Genomic DNA, 17,333 nt, shown 5'->3' on the forward strand with positions numbered 1-17,333 from the left:
CCCCATGCAACTGCGACGACTCGGCCCCCTCGGCCAGGAGAAGCCCGCCCTGGTCCAGGACGGCACCACCTACCGCCTCGACGACCTGACCGGCGACATCACCGGCGCGTTCCTCGCCGGCGGCGGCATCGAGCAGGTGGCCGCCGCGGCCAGGGCCGGTGAGCTGCCGGTGTGGGAAGGGGCGGAGCGCGAACGCATCGGTGCTCCGATCGCCCGTCCGGAGGCGGTGATCTGCATCGGACAGAACTATGCCGCCCACGCCGCGGAGTCCGGCGCGGAGCCCCCGAAGACGCCGATCGTCTTCTTCAAGCACCCCAACACCGTCGTCGGTCCCCACGACGACGTGCCCATCCCGCCGCGTGCGACCAAGGTCGACTGGGAGGTCGAGCTGGGCGTCGTCATCGGCGCCCGCGCCTCGTACCTGCCGCACGAGCAGGCCGCATCGGATGTCATCGCCGGCTACGTGACCAGTCATGACGTCTCCGAGCGCGACTTCCAGATCGCCGAATCCGGCGGGCAGTGGTCCAAGGGCAAGTGCGCCGAGAACTTCAATCCCGTCGGCCCCGCGCTGGTGCCGGCCGGCGAGGTCGAGCCACAGAACCTGCGACTGTTCTCGCGTGTCAACGGCGAGCCGCGCCAGGACTCCACCACGGCCGACATGATCTTCACCGTCGCGCAGCTGGTCCACCACCTGTCCCAGTACATGGTGCTCTCGCCCGGAGACCTCATCAACACCGGCACCCCGCAGGGAGTGGCGATGTCGGGACGGTTCCCGTATCTCGCTGACGGCGACGTGGTCGAGCTGGGCATCGAGGGCCTGGGGGAGCAGCGTCAGAGGTTCGTCGCGCGGCGCTGAGCCGGATTCGACGGGCGGCGCCGCCTGTGAGGCCTGGCCGGTCTGCATCGCCCGGTCAGGCTGGGCCGGCCAGCACCGGTGCCGCCGCCCGTGTCCACGAAGGGGACGCCAGTCGAGTCTGCCCTGCCATATGCGGGGCAGACTCGACGGGCGTCCCTTTCGTGGTCAATAGAGCCCGTACGTGGGGTGGCTTCGGTGGGTGTGCGCTTCGTGGCCATGTGCAGTGCAGACTCGGCGGACGTCGCCCCTCGTGCGGGACGTCCGGGAGCCGGGCGCGAGCACGGGACGAGCGACCGAGTGACACTGGTACTGTGTGCCCGGCCACCATGGTGGCCAATATCCAATAGGATCGCTATTCTCAAGGCAACACCACGTACTCGGGCTCGGCGGGACCAGGGCCCTGGGGCGTGGCGGCATCGGCGCCCTCCTCCGTGACGGGCGCACAGCTCGGACGAAGGAGTTCCCTCATGACCATCTCCACCGTGACCATCGTCGGCGCGGGCTACATGGGCGGCGGTATCGCCCAGGTCCTCGCCATCGCCGGCTTCGACGTGACCATCGCCGACGTCAGCATCGACAACGCGAACGCCTCCCTCGAGCGCCTGCAGAAGGAAGCGCGCGACTTCGAGGACCAGGGCCTGTACTCAGCGGGAAGCGCCGACCTCGTCGCCCGGAACATCACCGCCGGCAAGACCATCGAGGAAGCCGTCGCCGACGTCGACTTCATCGAGGAGGCCGTCTTCGAGCGCATCGACGTCAAGCGCGACGTGCTCGCGAAGATCTCCGAGCACGCCCGCCCCGACGCGATCATCGGCACCAACACCTCGACCATCCCGGTCAAGGAGCTCGAGAGCGCCGTGACGAACCCCGAGCGGTTCCTCACCGTCCACTTCTCCAACCCCGCGCCGTTCATTCCCGGCGTGGAGCTGGTGGCCGGCAAGGCGACCACCCCCGAGACGGTCGCCGCGGTCAAGGAGCTGCTGGCGAAGTCCGGCAACGAGGGCGCCCAGGTCGCCGACACCCCCGGCATGGTGCTCAACCGCCTCCAGTACGCCCTGCTGAAGGAGGCCACGTCCGTCGTCGAGGAGGGCGTGGCCACCGCCGAGGACGTCGACACGATCGTGCGCACCACCTTCGGGTTCCGGCTCGGCTTCTTCGGGCCCTTCGCGATCGCCGACCAGGCCGGCCTGGACGTGTACGCCAACTGCTTCGTGACCTTCGAGGACGCCTTCGGTGAGCGCCTGTCCACGCCGCAGATCCTCACCGACTCCGTCGCCGAGGACCGCAAGGGCGTCAAGAACGGCAAGGGCCTGCTCGGCGACTACGACGAGAAGACCCGCGAGGAGCTCATCGCGTACCGCAACAAGGCCTACGCGAAGATGTCGCAGCTGCTGACCGAGCTGGGCCCGGCCCCGCAGCCGACGCCGAAGGCCGACTGACGCCCGCTCGACCGCTTCATCCCACTTACCTGAATCTGGCGGACTCCTCCCGTCGGCCGGGCATCGCCGCCCGGGCCTGAGCACCGCGCTCGGGGCCCGAGCTCGCGCCCGGGTCCCGAGCGCTTCTGCGTGAGGGGGCCGATGGGGTGACCGCCCCGTTCTCTGGAGAATCCCGTGGAAGATCTCGTCCTCGCGGAGCGGCCTGTGTGGCTGCTCCTGGCGATCGCCGTCGTGGCCATCGCCGTCCTGCTCGTCCTCATCATCAAGGTGAGGCTGCATGCCTTCTTCTCGCTGCTGATCATCGCCGTGGCCACCGGCCTCGCCGCCGGCATCAGTGTCGGCGACGTCATAGAGGTGGTGATCGAAGGGTTCAGCTCCACGGTCGGCACAGTGGCCCTGTTGGTCGGTTTCGGTGCCGTGCTGGGCAGACTGATCGAGATCACGGGCGGCGCCCAGGTGCTGGCCGACAAGATGCTCGACACCTTCGGGGAGAAGCGGGCTCCGCTCGCGCTCGCCGTGGCCTCGCTGTTCTACGCGTTCCCGATCTTCCTCGACGCCGGCTTCATCGTGATGCTGCCGGTGATCTACACGGTGGCGCGTCGCCTGGGCGGCTCGTTCATGCTCTACGTGCTGCCCTCGATCGCGTCGTTCATGATGATGCACGCCCTGCTGCCTCCGCACCCGGGGCCGACGGCCGCGGCCACCGTAATGGGCGCCGACATCGGCCTGGTCGTCCTAGTGGGCCTGCTGATCGGTCTGCCCACCTGGTACTTCGGCGGTTACCTCGTGGCCCGCGCCATCGCCAAGCGGTTCCCGAACACCCCGGTCCCCGCTCTGCTCGGTGACCCCCGTGACGTGCCGAAGGAGGAGCGCCCGGCGTTCGGCTCGATCCTGCTGGTGCTCCTGCTGCCGCTGGTGCTGATCTTCTTCAACACCGCCTTCTCGACGCTGAACGAGCAGGGCACCGTCGGCGAGGAGAACTTCGGCTTCCAGCTCTCCCGCCTGATCGGGGCGACCCCGGTGGCGCTGGCGCTGTCCGCGCTGCTGGCGATGCTGCTGCTGTACGTGATCCCGCGGCGCCGCCGTGGCGAGCAGATCGGCGGCCTGCTGGAGGATCTGGTGGACGATGCTCTGGCGCCGGTCTGCTCGATCATCCTGATCACCGGCGCCGGCGGTGCGTTCGGCGAGATCCTCACCCAGACCGGGATCGGCGGGGAGGTCGCCGAAGGGCTCGACACGCTGGGCCTGCCGCTGATCGTCGCCGCGTACATGGTCACCATGGCGATGCGCGTGGCGCAGGGCTCGGCGACCGTCGCCGCCACCACCGGTGCCTCGATCATGGCCCCGGCGATCACGGCCGGTGACTTCGGCTCCGTCGGCGTGGCCGCCGTGATCATCGCGATCGGCGCCGCCTCGATCGGCTGGTCGCACGTGAACGACTCCGGCTTCTGGCTCATCGGCCGATTCTGCGGCTTCGATACGGTGACCACGTTCAAGACCTGGTCCGTGGTCGGCACGACCATCTCCCTGGTGGCCTTCGCGCTCTCCAGCGTGGTGTTCGTGATCGCCGCCTGACGGGCACTGCCTGAGGAGGTCCTCGTGTCCGAGAGCACCGATCGTCGACTGCTGGTCCTCGACGACGACCCCACCGGGTCGCAGTGCGTCGCCGGCGTGGACGTCGCCTTCGATCTCGACCCCGAGATCCCCGTCGGCGTCCTTGCAGAGCCCGGCTCGGCCTGTTTCGTGCTGACCAACACCCGGGCGCTCGACGAGGCGGAGGCGGTCGCGCTGAACCGGCGAGTTCTGGCCGGAGTGCTGGAGTCGCCGGTCGCGCGCCAGGGTCTGCATGTAGTCTCCCGCTCGGACTCGACGCTGCGCGGGCACGTGATCGCCGAGCCGGCCGCGATCGCCGATGAGCTCGCTGCCCACGGCGTGGATGTCGACGCGATCCTGTTCGTGCCGGCGATGCTCGAAGCCGGTCGGTACACCGAGGACGACGTGCACTACGCGGTCGTCGGCGGCGAGGCGAAGCGAGTGGAGGACACCGACTTCGCCCGCGACGCCACCTTCGGGTACACCCACTCCGACCTGCGGGACTTCCTCGAGGAGCGCTCCGGGGGAGCGGTGCGGGCGGCCGACGTGCTCTCGATCGGGCTCGAGGACATCCGCTCCGGTGGCGCGGACCGTGTGCACGAGATCCTCGCCGCTGCCCGTGCCCGCCGCTGGGTCGTCGTCAACGCCACCGAGTACTCCGACATGGAGGTCGTGGCTGAGGCCGTGCGCCGGATGGAGGCAGAGGGCAGGACCGTGATCACGCGGTGCGGGCCCTCCTTCGTCCGACCGCTGGCCGGCCAATCCGGTGCGAGAGTGGTCGAGCCGAGCTCCATCACGATCCCCGAGGGGCGCCTCGACCATGGTCTGGTCGTCGTCGGCTCCCATGTGGGCCTGACGACGACCCAGCTGCGCGCTGCTCAGCAGCGCGGCACCCTCGTCGAGGTCGAGCTGGACGTGCCCTCCCTGCTGGACGAGCGCCGCGACCAGCACCTCGCCGACGTCACCGCCCGGGTGCGAGAGACCCTGCGGGCACAGGATTGCGTGCTCTACACCAGCCGCGACCTGGTGCGCACCGATGATCCCGCCGAGTCCCTCGCCATCGCCCGCAGCGTCTCCGAGGCTGTGGTCGAGGTGGTCCGCCGCGTGCGCGAGGCTCGACCCGCCTGGGTGGTCGCGAAGGGCGGCATCACCTCCCACGAGGTCGCCGCCTCCGGACTGGGCATCCGCCGCGCCGAGGTGGTGGGCCAGTTCTGGCCCGGCCAGGTCTCCCTGCTGGCCGCACAGGAAGCGCCCGATGAGGTCATGGGCATGCCCTACGTCGTCTTCCCCGGCAACGTGGGCGGCGAGCAGGGACTCGCCGAGGTGGTCGAGCGGCTGAGCGCGGCGGTTCGCCGGTGAGCCGCTGCCGCGCTTGCCAAACGGTTGGCCAATTGGCGAGCACTTTGCCGTGGCAGGCGCCGTCGGCCCCGCCGCCTGCTCAGCGACCGATGGCACGGCGAGTGAGTTCGAGGTGGAGCGGCTGCCGACTCGTCATCGCGACGTACAACACATCCCCCGTCAGTTCGTCGGAGCCGCCGAGGAACGTGTAGGTCTCGCCCGGGTGGTAAAACGCGGCGCCCTGCAGGTCGCCACGGGCCGTTAGTTCGAACGACTCGTGCTCGCCGGTGTAGGTGACTGTGGCGACGTGATCGCCGGCGGAGTCGTCTATCGCGTTCAGAGTCTCGGGGACCCGGCGGCCTCGCTCGTCCTGACGGGTACCGGCGAAGGTACCACCGGTAAAGCGCAGCGCCAGACAGTGCGCCGCCAAGGGGCCGTCGATGGTCAGCTTCAGCGACAGTTGATCAGCACCCACCCGGACGGAGGCCTCTGTGGTCAGGGTGACCAGCTCCCGTAGTCGCTGGGAGAAGCTCATCGCCGCCGAGAACCGCCCGTTGAACTCCATGGCGTAGTCACCCTGCGACTGCTGTGCGGAGACCGGGAGGGGGTGGAAGTACTCGCCGTGGACGGTCTCCTGCATTTCCAAGGTGAGGATGCCGCCTTGCTCGCGGGCCGGGGAGATCTCGGTGAAGCGCGCCGGACCGAGGTTGAAGAAGTCGCGGCTGAGACGCATGTCGGTCAGGCCCACGCGGCGGCCGGAAAAGCGGCCGAAGGTGGGATTCGAGGAGATGCCTGAGCTGATCCGGTCCTCTCGGGCGGTGTCGGTGCCGGCGAATAGCACCGTCCGGCTGGTGCCGTGGTCGATCTGCAGCAGCCGGGACGTCTCCAGATGCGTTAGCTCCGGGGCGGACGGCCGGGGATCGGGCAGCGGCTCGGGCCGCTCGCCCAGGGCCCCAGGTTCCTCGACCCCGATCGCCAGGAGTTCGAGCACGGTCCGACCATCGGCTCGATCGGCGGTGCGGGCTGCGGCCCGGGCGCACAGCCTGTCGTCGAACAGCGCGGCCGCGCTGTGGAACCATGGGAACAACGCGCCCCCGTCGAACGGGGCGAATTGGTCCTGGCGCCGGGAGGCGAGCGACTCGACCAGCCCGTCGGCGTCGGTCAGCCGGGCCTGGGTGCGCAGGCCATCGAGGGCCTCCTGCCGCGGCCGCGGATCATCGAGGTGGCGGCCGATGGCCATCAGGCTCGGCACGGACACGTGCGCGGCGTAGTTCGGGCTGCGCTCGGAGAACAACCCGTCCGGCTGGAGATCGACGCCCTCGGCGAGCCACTGGCGGGCCCTGGCCGTGCAGGCGGCGTCCCCGAGCAGGCGGCCCAGCCGGACCAGCGCGGCGCTGATCTCCCAGCGGTGATTGGGCGTGTGCACGCCGCCGGTCGCCAAGGCCGGGGCGGCGCCTCGCAGTAGGGCGGTGAGCGGTTCGATCAGGGGCGCCAGCGCCGGAGTCGCGTCGTCGCCGCGGATCATCGCCAGGGACGCGGCGAGGTCGTTGACGGTGAACGCAGTATCGGGCGGAGAGGCGACATTGTCTCCGCTGCGGAACGTCCCGTCCGGAGACTGCAGCGCGTGCAGGTGCGCGAGCGCGACCAGACAGTGCGAGACCGACCGATCCTCGGCACCTGCCTCCCGCCCATCCCGCCACGCGGCCAGAGGCGGGGCGTGTTCCGCGACCACACTGTCCCGGACGAAGCGGCCCAGTGCCCGATGCGTCGCCTCGCCGCCGGTGAGCTCCTCGGCCCGGCGGGGAGCGTCCTCGAGCACCGTGATAGCCCGCGGCAGCAGCGCGGTGAGGCTCATCGGTCAGTCCTTCAGACCGGCGTTCATGTCCGACCCCATGATCTGACGACGGAACACCAGGAACAGCAAGAACATCGGGATAAGGGAAATGACCGATGCGCCCAGCAGCACAGCCCAGTCGATGTTCTCCGCGCCGACGATCGAGCGCAGCGCCAGCTGCAGCGTGTACTTCTTCTGGTCGTTCAACACGAGAAGCGGCCAGATGTAGTCGTTCCAGCGCCACTGGAACGAGAAGATTGCCAGCACGGCGATGATCGGTCGAGCGATCGGCAGCATGAGCCGAAAGAAGATTCGGTACTCGGAGGCGCCGTCGATGCGCGCCGCCTCAAGTAACTCGTCCGGCACCGTGCGGAAGAACTGGCGGAACATGAATATGCCCGTTGCGGTGACAATCGAGGGAATGATGATGCCCGCCAGGGAGTCGTACATACCCAGTCCGAGGATCACGGCAAACGTCGAGGGCATGATCACCTCGGTAGGCAACATGGTGGTGGCGATGATGCAGAAAAAGAACACCTGGATCCACCAGGTGCGGTACTTCGCAAGCGCGAACCCCGTGCACGCACTGACGAAGACAGTCAGGACCGTCGTGCTAGCCGCGACCACGAAGGTGTTCAGGAAGTACCGACTGAAGTCGAATCGCTCCCAGGCGGCCTTGTATCCGGCGAGGGTCCACTGCTCGGGGAACAGCTGCAGGGGCCAGGTGAACAGTTCGCTGCCGGGCTTGAAGGAGCTCAGCAGGAACCACAGCACGGGGAACAAGAACAACAGTGCCAGCGCCCACAGCAACGCCGTGGCGGGGAGCGAGCGGAGTGTGGCTCTCAATTCAGATCGCTCCTGTCGAAACGGGTCTGGATGAAGGCGATCACCATGAGGATGAGCATGAGGATCATTGAGGCGGCGCTGGCGTAGCCGATCTTCGAACTCTCGAAGCCAGTTTCATAGATGTACTGGACCATGAGGACGTTGGAGTTTCCCGGGCCACCCCCGTTGAGCGCCTGGATCATCGCGAACTCCTTCATGGAGTTGATTGTGCCCAGCAACACGATCATGAACGACGTCGGCGCCAGTAGTGGCCAGATGATGCGCACGAAACGCTTGACCGGGCTCGCGCCGTCGAGCTCCGCCGCCTCCAGGTACGACTGTGGGATGTTCCTCATCGCCGCGATGAACAGCAGCATGTTGAAGGCGGTTCCCGCCCATGATCCGGCGATGATGACTACAACCAAGGCGAGTTGCGGATTCTGAGCCCACTGCAGCGGCGTCAGCCCGACGCTGGAGATCAGGTAGTTGACCAATCCGAAGCTTTCCCCGAACAGCCACCTCCAGATCACGCCGACGACGATCGGTGAGATGAGCCAGGGGAAAAAGAAGATCACCTGTGCAATCGTGGCCCCTTTCGCGCTTTTCGCTACCAAGAGCGCGCTGACTATGAGGGCCAGAAAATAACCGACCGGTACGGTGAGGCCGGTGTACAGGAACGTCCGCCCGAGGGCTCGATAGAATGCAGGGTCGGCGAACAGGTTGCGGTAATTCTCGAGCCCGAGGAACTCGAAGTCGCCGTACCCTCGATAGTCTGTAAACGAGTACGCCAAGCCCAGTACGCCTGGGCCCACGAAGAACAGGCAGAACAGCACGAAGGCTGGCACGATGAACGTCGCGGCGATGAAATTGCGACGTCGGCGCTCCTTCGCGATGGCCGACTTCCGGGAGTGTACGGCGCCTGGTGGAGCCGCGGTCGAGGTGGTGGTGGCCATCATCAGTCGAGAGTCCCGTTTAGGGTCTCGATCATTGCCGCCACGGCCTCTTCTGCGGTCTGGTCGCCGGCGATGAGTTTGACGGTCTCCTCCTGGACCGGATCTGTGCCCAGGCTCGCGGCGGTGCCAGCGGCCTGGAGCGCAAGCTCGCGGGCCTTGATCTCGCCGACGAAGTCCGGAGTCGCGGCGATCTCGGCGTTGTACAGGTCGAACGAGTCCTGATGGGAATCGTAAGCGACTTCGATGTCCTCGATGGACGGCAGGAACCCAGAGATCGTCGACAGCTCCGCGTAGTTCTCGGGCTGGTATAGCCATTCGACGAATGCATACGCCTCGTCCTCCTGGCCTGTGCCATCGAAGACGACGATATGCGCAGAGGTGCCGTAGTTGGTCGCCTGTACGGGCTGCTTCGGCATGGGCACGCACACCCACTCGAAGTCCGCGATGTTCTCGGAGAAGTCGGCGATCTGCCAGGATCCCGAGAAATATGAGGCGACCTGCCCGGTCTTGAACATGGCGTTGGGATCGTCCTGTGAGAGCCACACGGAGCGCGGGATGAACTCGTCGTCGTTGAGGTCAGCGAATCGCTGCAGTGCCGGTGCTGTTTCTGCGTTCGCCACGTACTCGCTGAGATCCTCTGTCAGGGACACGCCCTCGGAGCCGTGCTGGAACAGGAAGGCCGACAGCCGGTGCGACGTAGCATCGACGGCCATCGCGTACCGAATCCCAGCGCTGTCACGGACCGTTCGTGCGGCCTCCTCGAACTCATCCCATGTCCACACATTCTCGTCGACGGTGGTGGGGTACTCAAGCCCCGCCTCGTCCCACACCGACTTGTTCAGAAACAGGCCCACGGCCGTGAGGTCGCTAGGCAGTGCGGGTACCTTGCCTTCGGCGTCGGTGGCGTACATGCCTCTGATGGGCTTGACCTGTTCAGCCAGGGTCGAAAGGTCGCGGGTGCGGTCCAACCACACCGGATCGAGGGCAGGCATTCGGGCGATGGCGGGTAGGTCGTTGGCCTTGGCGGCATTGTTGACCTTGGTCTGCAGGTCGTCGTAGGGAAGGTCGACGACCTCGATCACCGTGCCGGTCTCTTCCTGGTACTTCTGCGCCATGGCGGTGAAGCCACCACCCTGATTAGCGTCCCCGGAGAGGATGAACTGCAGGCTGCCCGAGGATTCCCCGGAACTGGAGCCGCCGCAGGCGCTGAGGGCTGGCAGGGTTGCGGCGGCCGCGCCGGCGGCGATGAAGGAACGACGGTCGAGGGTGCTCATGATCCACACTTCCTGGTTGGGCGGAACGAGTGGCGACGAGCAACGTGCCCGGATGTACGACGTTGGATGTTCGGGCACCGCTGGCGGCGTCGCCAAGCTGATAGCTACCAACCTCCTGCGTTTGGCGCGACATGTCAAGACAAAACGGAAAGCCGTTTCCGGGATGTGACATGATCTCGATGCCGGGGCCTGCTAACTGTCGGCGGTCGCAGCGGCTGCGCGCCGGAGGTGCGGATCACACGCCCGGCACGCCCACCCACGCCCGCTCGGCCGCCGAGCGCACGATCGCCTCGCACACTTCGGCGGCATGCACGCCGTCGGCCGCCGACGGGGCCAGAGCCGTGCCGTGGACGATGTCGGAGAGAAAGCGCGCCGACTCGATCGCCTTGAGGTCGTCGAAGCTCAGCGGGATCCCCGGGCCGGGCTGAAAACGGGCGTACTCGCCGTGGCCGGCGCCGGTGAGCACCGTGGTGTAGCCGTGCTCGAGGCCGCCGTCGCCGATCATCACCTCGAACTCGTTCATCCGGGTGAACGACCAGCGTGCGGAGCCCTCGGTGCCGTACAGCTCCAGGGCGTAGTCGCTGCGATGGCCGCGGGCCACGCGCGAGGACTCGAGCGTGGCGTGGGCATCGCCGGACAGCCTCGCCAGTGCGGCCACCCAGTCCTCGTTGCCCACCGGACCGCGCTCCTCGCCGATCTCCATGCCGCCGTGGCCCAGGCCTGCGGAGGTCGGGATCGGCCGTTCGGGGATGAACACGTCGGTCATGGCGCTGACCTCGGTGATCTGCTGGCCGGTGACGTAGCGGACCAGGTCGGCCCCGTGGGAGAGCAGGTCCCCGATCACGCCCGCCCCGGCCTTGGCCCGGTCGTAGCGCCAGGTCAGCGGCCCGTCGGGGGAGGAGGCGTAGTCGGCGTACAGCCAGCAGCGCACGTTCGTCACTCGCCCCAGCCGGCCGGAGCCGACCAGCTCGCGCAGGTGCGCGATCGCGGGCGCGTGGCGGTAGTTGAAGCCGACGGCGGTGGCGACCCCGGCTTCGTCGGCCGCCTCGCGGATGTCGCGGGACTGCGCCGCAGAGACGCCCATCGGCTTCTCGATCCAGAACGGCTTCCCCGCCCGGGCGGCGGCGAGGGCGAGGTCGCGGTGGAGGAAGTTCGGCGAGCAGATCGAGACCGCCTCGACATCGGGGTCGGCGAGGACCTCGTCGATGCTCTCGACCGCCCGCTCGAACCCGAGCTGCTCCGTGGCCGCCTGCTGGTTGGCCGGAAGCGGGTCGGCCGCCGCGACCAGGCGGGGCCGCAGGCCGAGCTCGGGGAAGCGGGCGGCGATGCGCTGGTAGGACGTGGCGTGCAGGCGACCCATCCAGCCCAGGCCCACGACGCCGACGCCGATCTCGCGCGGGGTTCTCATGCGTCGATCATTCCCCACCGATCACTCCCCGCCGAGCTCCGCGAGGATCCGCTCGCGCATGCGCACGTTGATCTCGTCGGCGTGCTCCTCCCAGCCGAAGACGCACACCGTCACCGGTCCGTCGTACTCGCGCTCGCGGAGGTACGCGAAGGCGGCGTCCCAGTCGATCTCGCCGTGGCCGATCTCGTTGTGCTGGTGGATGCGGGCGTCGACCCCGGGCGGGTTCATGATGTAGCGGTTGCCCACGTTCGCCGTGTGGTCGAAGACGTCGGCGACGTGAAGGTGTGCCAGGCGCTGACCGGCGTAGTCCATCATCTCGCGCGGGTCCCGGGCGCCGCGGCCCAGGTGGAAGGCGTGGGGGAAGCAGAACTCGTAGTTCAGCCAGTCGCGGTCCACGCCGCGGATGATCTGCACGGCCCGGTCGTTGTCCTCGACGAAGTCGTAGGGGTGCGCCTCGATCGTGCACTCGATCCCGTACTGCTCGAACACCGGGACCAGCTCCTCCATGGACCGGTAGAACTGGTGCTCGCTGCGTCGCGGCTCGTTCGGGTCCCCCGAGAACTCGGTCGCGATCAGCGGCACCTCGAGGGCGTCGGCGATCTCCAGCAGCCGCCGCCAGTTGCGCACCTGCGCCTGTCGCTCCTGCTCATCGGTCGCCGCCCAGTCGAAGACGGGGTTCAGCGCGTGGATCCGCACCCCGGTCTCCGCCATCGCCTGCCTGACCTCGGCGATCTGGTGACGATCGACCTTGGGGTAGTGGTGCCACTCGTGGAAGTCGGCTCGCGGGGACAGCTCGAGGTAGCGGTAGCCGAGCTCGGCCGCCTTGTGCAGCTCCTCGGCGACCGACAGCTGCGGGTGGTACATGCTCGGATCCAGCAGCACCTTCACCATGGCTCAGCGCACCCCCAGGCCGCAGTCGGCGAGGAACTCGCGGGTGGCGATCGCGTTGGGCAGCGGCAGGGACGGATCGCAGGGGTAGAGGTCCTGCTCGCAGATCACGTACAGCTCCCGGTCGAAGCTCGCCAGCTTGGCGACCAGGTCCTTCATATCCGGCAGACCGGCCGGCGGACGCACCGAGGCACCCTTGGCCACGGCCTCCCCGAACGGCCAGTCCTTCTCATGCGCCTCACGCGTGAGGTCGGGGTCGAAGGCCTTGATGTGCACGTAGCCGATGCGCTCGGGGTACTCGTCGATCATCGCCAGCGGGTCCCCGCCGCCATAGACGATGTGGCCCGTATCCAGGCAGAACGAGACCAGCTCCGGGTCGGTCGCCTCGAAGATCCGGGCGATCTCCTCGGGGGTCTCGATGTGGCTGTCCCCGTGGGGGTGCAGCACCATCGTCAGCCCGTAGTCCTCCTTCAGGAGCCTGCCGAGCCGGTTCGCGTTCTCGACGTACAGGCGCCAGGCCTCCCCGGTCAGCTCCCGCTGATCGGTGAACTCCCAGGTCTTGTCGTCGCGGTACAGCGGCGGCAGGTGCACCATGTACTCGGCGCCGACGGCCGCATGGGTCTCGGCGATCGCCCGGAAGGTGCGCTCGGTCTCGGGCCAGGCGTCCTCCTGGTGCAGAACGCCCCAGCCGGTGCCGGCCACGACCCGGAACCCGTGCTCGTCCATGACGGACTGCAGCTGCTTCGCATCCTGCGGGAAGTACCCCCAGGGCCCCGTCTCCATCACGGAGAACCCGGCCTCCGCCATCTCTCCCAGCGCGGTGCGCCACGGGATCTGCTTCTCGTCCTCGGGGAACCACACGCCCCACTGGTCGGGGCACACCCCGATGGTGAGGTTGTCGTACGGCGGCTCGGGGTTGCGCGAGCGGTCGGTGGGGCCTGCGGGATCAGCGGTCACGACGATGATCTCCTTCGATCGGGAAGCGGGGCGGCGGTGGGGGAGGCGCCGGTCAGTCGTGGGTCGGGAAGCTCATCGAGCTCTCCAGGTGCTCGTCCTGGTGGGGCCAGCGGGTGGTGATCGCCTTCTGCTTGGTGTAGAAGCCGACGGCCTCGGGGCCGTGGGCGTGGTGCTCGCCGAACAGCGAGTCCTTCCAGCCGCCGAAGGAGTAGTAGCCCACGGGCGTCGGGATCGGCACGTTCACGCCGATCATGCCCACCTGCACCTCCTCCTGGTAGCGCCGCGCGTAGTGGCCGGACCCGGTGAAGATCGCGGTGCCGTTGCCGAACGGCGAGGAGTTCACCAGCTCGAGGGCCTCGTCGAAGTTGGGCACGTGCATGACCACCAGCAGCGGGCCGAACACCTCGTCGGTGTAGGTGGGATGGGTGCGGTCCAGATCGGTGATGACCGTCGGGCCCACGAAGTTCCCGTTCTCGTACCCCTCGACCACCAGGGAGCGGCCGTCCACCAGCACGGTGGCACCGGCCTGCTCGGCCTCGTCGGTCATCCGGATCACCCGGTCGCGGGCCTCGGCCGTGATCACCGGCGGCATATCGGTCTCCGGGGAGTCGCCGGGACCGACGACGAGCTTCTCCGCCTCGGCCCGGATGGCCTCGAGGAAGGGCTCGTGCGCATCGCCCACGGTGACCGCGACCGGGACGGCCATGCAGCGCTCGCCGGCGGAGCCGAAGGCCCCCGAGGCGATCTGGCCGGCGGCGAAGGCGATGTTCGCATCCGGCATCACCACGGCGTGGTTGTTGGCGCCGCCGAGTGCCTGGACGCGCTTGCCGGCCGCCGTGGCGGTGGCGTGGACGTGCTTCGCGATCGGGGTGGAGCCGACGAAGGAGACCGCGGCGATGCCGTCGTGGGTGCACAGCGCATCGACCGTCTCCTTCCCGCCGTGGACGACCTGGAAGACGCCGTCGGGCAGCCCGGCCTCCTGGTAGAGCCGGGCGACGATGTTGGAGGCCGACGGGTCGCGTTCGGAGGGCTTGAGGAGGAAGGCGTTGCCGGTCGCGATGGCGATCGGGTGCATCCAGAACGGCACCATGGCCGGGAAGTTGAAGGGGGTGATGCCGGCGACGACGCCGAGCGGCTGACGCATGGTGTGGGCGTCCACGCCGCTGGAGACGTTCTCGGAGAAGCCGCCCTTGAGGTCCTGGGTGATGGAGGTGGCGAACTCGAGGGTCTCCAGACCGCGGGCGATCTCGCCCTTGGCGTCACCGAGGGTCTTGCCGTGCTCGCGGGTGATCGCGGCGGCGATCTCGTCGGTGTGCTCGAGCATCAGTTGGCGCATCCGGTACAGGATCTGCGTGCGCTTGGCCAGGGAGACCCGGGCCCAGTCCCGCTGCGCGGCCGCGCCCGCCCGCACCGCCTCGTCGACCGTGGCGGCATCGCCGAGGTGCAGGGTGCCCACCTCCTCGCCGGTGGCGGGGTTCAGGATCGGCTGGGTCGAGCCGGTTCCGGCGCTCTCGCGCCCACCGATCCAATGGGTGATCTCGTAGCTCATGCGAATCTCCTGGTGCAGTAAGGGTGGCCGACGGGGCGGTGTCGCCGGTCAGAGGTAGTGGCGCTGCGGGGCGAGGTCCGCCTCGTACTCGGCGCGGGCGGCGCGGGTGGAGTCCAGGCGCGCGGTGGCCGAGACCGGCACGTCCCACCAGCCGCTGCCGGGAGGGTGCGGGCCGTACAGGTCGGTGTTGACCACGATCGCGGTGGCCCGCGTGCGCGCCGTCGCCCGGCGATAGGCCTCCCGGAAGGCGTCGGTGCTGGAGACCTCGTCGACCTCCAGCCCGTACGAGCGGATGTTCGCCGGAATGTCGAAGGGCAGCTTCTCCCCGTCGAGCAGACCGGTCTCCTTGTCGCGCAGGCGGTACTTCGTGCCGAAGCGCTGGGAGCCGTGGGACTCCGACAGCGAACCGATGGAGGACCAGCCGTGGTTCTGGAGGATCACGAGGATGACCTTGACGTCCTCGGCGACGAGAGTGGCGATCTCCTGCGGTGCCATCTGGAAGGTGCCGTCGCCGATGATCGCGACCACCTCGCTGTCCGGGGCGGCCATCTTCGCGCCGAGCGAGGCGGGCAGCTCGTAGCCCATGCACGAGTAGCCGTACTCCAGGTGGTACTGCAGCGGGGACCGCGCGGTCCACAGCGCCTGCAGGTCACCGGGCATGGAACCGGCGGCATTGAGGAGGATGTCCTCATCGCCCATCAGCTGGTTCAGAGCACCGAAGATCTCCGTCTGCGCGGGCAGCTCCTGATCGTGCGGCGCGAAGCAGGGCGCGATCCGCTCCTCCCACTCGCGGCGCAGACGCGCGGCGTTCTCGGCGTGCTCGGAGGGCGCCTGCCAGCCCTGCACGGCCTCGGTGAGCGCCTCGAGGCCCGCGCGGGCGTCGGCCACGACCATGGTGGCGGCGTGCTTGGCCGCATCGAACGCCTTGACGTTGAGGTTCACGAAGCGCACGTCCGGGTTGCGGAACGCGGTGTGCGAAGCGGTGGTGAAGTCGGTGTACCGGGTGCCGACGCCGATGACGACGTCGGCCTCCGCGGCCAGCGCGTTCGCGGCATCGGTGCCGGTCGCCCCGACGCCGCCGACGCTGAGGGGGTGGTCCCCGCTGATCGCGCCCTTGCCGGCCTGGGTATCGGCCACCGGGATCGAGGTGGCCTCGGCGAACGCGGTCAGGGCCTCGCTCGCCTCGGAGTAGATGGCCCCGCCGCCGGCGACGAGCAGCGGCCGACGCGCCGAGCGGATCACGGAGACCGCGCGATCGAGCGCCGCCGGTTCCGGGACGGGCCGGGCGATGTGCCAGGTGCGCTCGTCGAAGAACTCGACGGGCCAGTCGTGCGCCTCGGCCTGCACGTCCTGCGGAAGGCAGAGAGTCACCGCGCCCGTCTCGGCGGGATCGGTGAGCACCCGCAGGGCGGCCAGGGCGCTGGGGATCAGCTGCTCGGGGCGCCAGATGCGGTCGAAGTAGCGCGAGACGGGCCGGAAGGCGTCGTTGACGCTGACGTCCATGGCGCGCTCGTCCTCGAGCTGCTGCAGCACCGGGTCCACGGCGCGACCCGCGAAGATGTCGCTGGGCAGCAGCAGCACGGGGATCCGGTCGATGGTGGCCAGGGCGGCGCCGGTGACCATGTTCGTCGAGCCCGGCCCGATGGAGGCGGCGCAGGCCAGCAGCTGACGGCGATTGCGGGTGCGCGCGTAGGACACGGCCGTGTGCACCATGTTCTGCTCATTGCGCGACTGGTAGTACGGCATCGCGGCCTCGTCCTTGGCCCCGTCGCCGCGGGCGGGGTCCGTGGCGTTCTGCAGCAGTGCCTGGCCGACGCCGGCCACGTTCCCGTGCCCGAAGATGCCGAAGGTGCCCGGGACCAGGCGCTCGCGGATCCCATCGCGCTCGCTGTACTGCGCGGCGAGGAAGCGGACCAGGGCCTGGGCGACGGTCAGGCGCACCGTGCCGGCGGCGGTCGAGGTGGGGACGCTCATGCTGCCTCCGAGGAGAGGGTCGGCACCGTCGGACGCGAGCGGTTCGAGCGCGAGCGACTCGACGGTGAGTTCGTATGGGCCCAGCATGCCGATCGCGACAGGCTGTGTCAATACTTTGTCATGACAAGGCGTGCGACGACTCGTGTGTCCTGGCTCTTCGCCCGTCCGACCTGCAGGGACGGTCGGACCGGCCCTCCGCGGCGGGATTCTCGCGACAGGGGCGCCGGTGCAGGATCGCAGGGCGGAGGGCGAATCCGGGGGTACCGTTCCGGCCGGGGGTCGTGCTAGCGTCCCGCATGTTCGTCCGGATGCACCGTAAGACCGGACAAAGCGACTGCAGTTCGATACACCGTGATGACATGGCGGTCATCGTCCGATCGGTCCGCAGTCGATGTGCACAGCCCGCAGCCATCCCGTCGTACCGCTCCGACGCCGTCGCGGCCCC

The 17,333-nt window shown here is 68.7% G+C and carries 13 protein-coding genes; 4 read left to right on the forward strand and 9 right to left on the reverse strand.

From position 1 onward, the window contains the following. The first annotated feature begins 4 nt into the window (after positions 1-4). From ACFQS2_RS01360 to ACFQS2_RS01375, 4 genes are all read left to right on the forward strand, one after another. Positions 5-856: a fumarylacetoacetate hydrolase family protein gene (locus ACFQS2_RS01360; protein ID WP_377018107.1), complete on the forward strand. Its 852-nt coding sequence runs from the start codon at positions 5-7 to the stop codon at positions 854-856. Positions 857-1,323: 467 nt separating this feature from the next. Further along, positions 1,324-2,295 carry a 3-hydroxyacyl-CoA dehydrogenase family protein gene (locus tag ACFQS2_RS01365; RefSeq protein WP_377018108.1) on the forward strand — a complete coding sequence of 324 codons (972 nt, stop codon included), beginning with the start codon at positions 1,324-1,326 and terminating at the stop codon, positions 2,293-2,295. A 174-nt stretch (positions 2,296-2,469) separates the two neighbouring features. Next, positions 2,470-3,870: a GntP family permease gene (locus tag ACFQS2_RS01370; RefSeq protein WP_377792442.1), complete on the forward strand. Its 1,401-nt coding sequence runs from the start codon at positions 2,470-2,472 to the stop codon at positions 3,868-3,870. Between the two features lie 24 nt (positions 3,871-3,894). After that, the gene (locus ACFQS2_RS01375) at positions 3,895-5,247 is read left to right on the forward strand and encodes a four-carbon acid sugar kinase family protein (protein ID WP_377792443.1); all 1,353 of its coding nucleotides are present in this window, start codon (positions 3,895-3,897) and stop codon (positions 5,245-5,247) included. A gap of 79 nt (positions 5,248-5,326) precedes the next feature. Here the strand turns inward: ACFQS2_RS01375 and ACFQS2_RS01380 are convergent, their stop codons facing one another. From ACFQS2_RS01380 to iolD, 9 genes are all read right to left on the reverse strand, one after another. After that, positions 5,327-7,081: a hypothetical protein gene (locus ACFQS2_RS01380; protein ID WP_377792444.1), complete on the reverse strand. Its 1,755-nt coding sequence runs from the start codon at positions 7,079-7,081 to the stop codon at positions 5,327-5,329. Positions 7,082-7,084: 3 nt separating this feature from the next. Beyond that, positions 7,085-7,906, reverse strand: a complete 822-nt coding sequence (locus ACFQS2_RS01385) for a carbohydrate ABC transporter permease (protein WP_377792445.1) — start codon at positions 7,904-7,906, stop codon at positions 7,085-7,087. Continuing rightward, positions 7,903-8,841 (reverse strand): carbohydrate ABC transporter permease, encoded by a 939-nt coding sequence (locus ACFQS2_RS01390; RefSeq protein WP_377792446.1) that lies wholly within the window; start codon positions 8,839-8,841, stop codon positions 7,903-7,905. Before ACFQS2_RS01390 ends, ACFQS2_RS01385 begins: the two co-directional genes overlap by 4 nt. After that, positions 8,841-10,112 (reverse strand): extracellular solute-binding protein, encoded by a 1,272-nt coding sequence (locus ACFQS2_RS01395; protein ID WP_377792447.1) that lies wholly within the window; start codon positions 10,110-10,112, stop codon positions 8,841-8,843. Before ACFQS2_RS01395 ends, ACFQS2_RS01390 begins: the two co-directional genes overlap by 1 nt. Before the next feature lie 235 nt (positions 10,113-10,347). Continuing rightward, the gene (locus ACFQS2_RS01400) at positions 10,348-11,520 is read right to left on the reverse strand and encodes a Gfo/Idh/MocA family protein (protein ID WP_377792448.1); all 1,173 of its coding nucleotides are present in this window, start codon (positions 11,518-11,520) and stop codon (positions 10,348-10,350) included. Positions 11,521-11,541: 21 nt separating this feature from the next. Next, complete coding sequence (locus ACFQS2_RS01405) at positions 11,542-12,411, reverse strand: sugar phosphate isomerase/epimerase family protein (protein WP_377792449.1); 870 nt, start codon at positions 12,409-12,411, stop codon at positions 11,542-11,544. A 3-nt stretch (positions 12,412-12,414) separates the two neighbouring features. Further along, entirely contained in the window at positions 12,415-13,365 is a 951-nt protein-coding gene (locus ACFQS2_RS01410; protein ID WP_377792450.1) for a TIM barrel protein, read from the reverse strand. Positions 13,366-13,417: 52 nt separating this feature from the next. Further along, positions 13,418-14,914 (reverse strand): CoA-acylating methylmalonate-semialdehyde dehydrogenase, encoded by a 1,497-nt coding sequence (locus tag ACFQS2_RS01415; RefSeq protein WP_377792451.1) that lies wholly within the window; start codon positions 14,912-14,914, stop codon positions 13,418-13,420. Between the two features lie 48 nt (positions 14,915-14,962). Further along, on the reverse strand, positions 14,963-16,888 hold the full coding sequence (gene iolD, locus ACFQS2_RS01420) for a 3D-(3,5/4)-trihydroxycyclohexane-1,2-dione acylhydrolase (decyclizing) (RefSeq protein ID WP_377792452.1): 1,926 nt from the start codon (positions 16,886-16,888) through the stop codon (positions 14,963-14,965). Positions 16,889-17,333 lie beyond the last annotated feature (445 nt).

The organism is Brachybacterium sp. GCM10030267 (assembly GCF_042666875.1).
In the GTDB taxonomy this organism is placed as follows: domain Bacteria; phylum Actinomycetota; class Actinomycetes; order Actinomycetales; family Dermabacteraceae; genus Brachybacterium.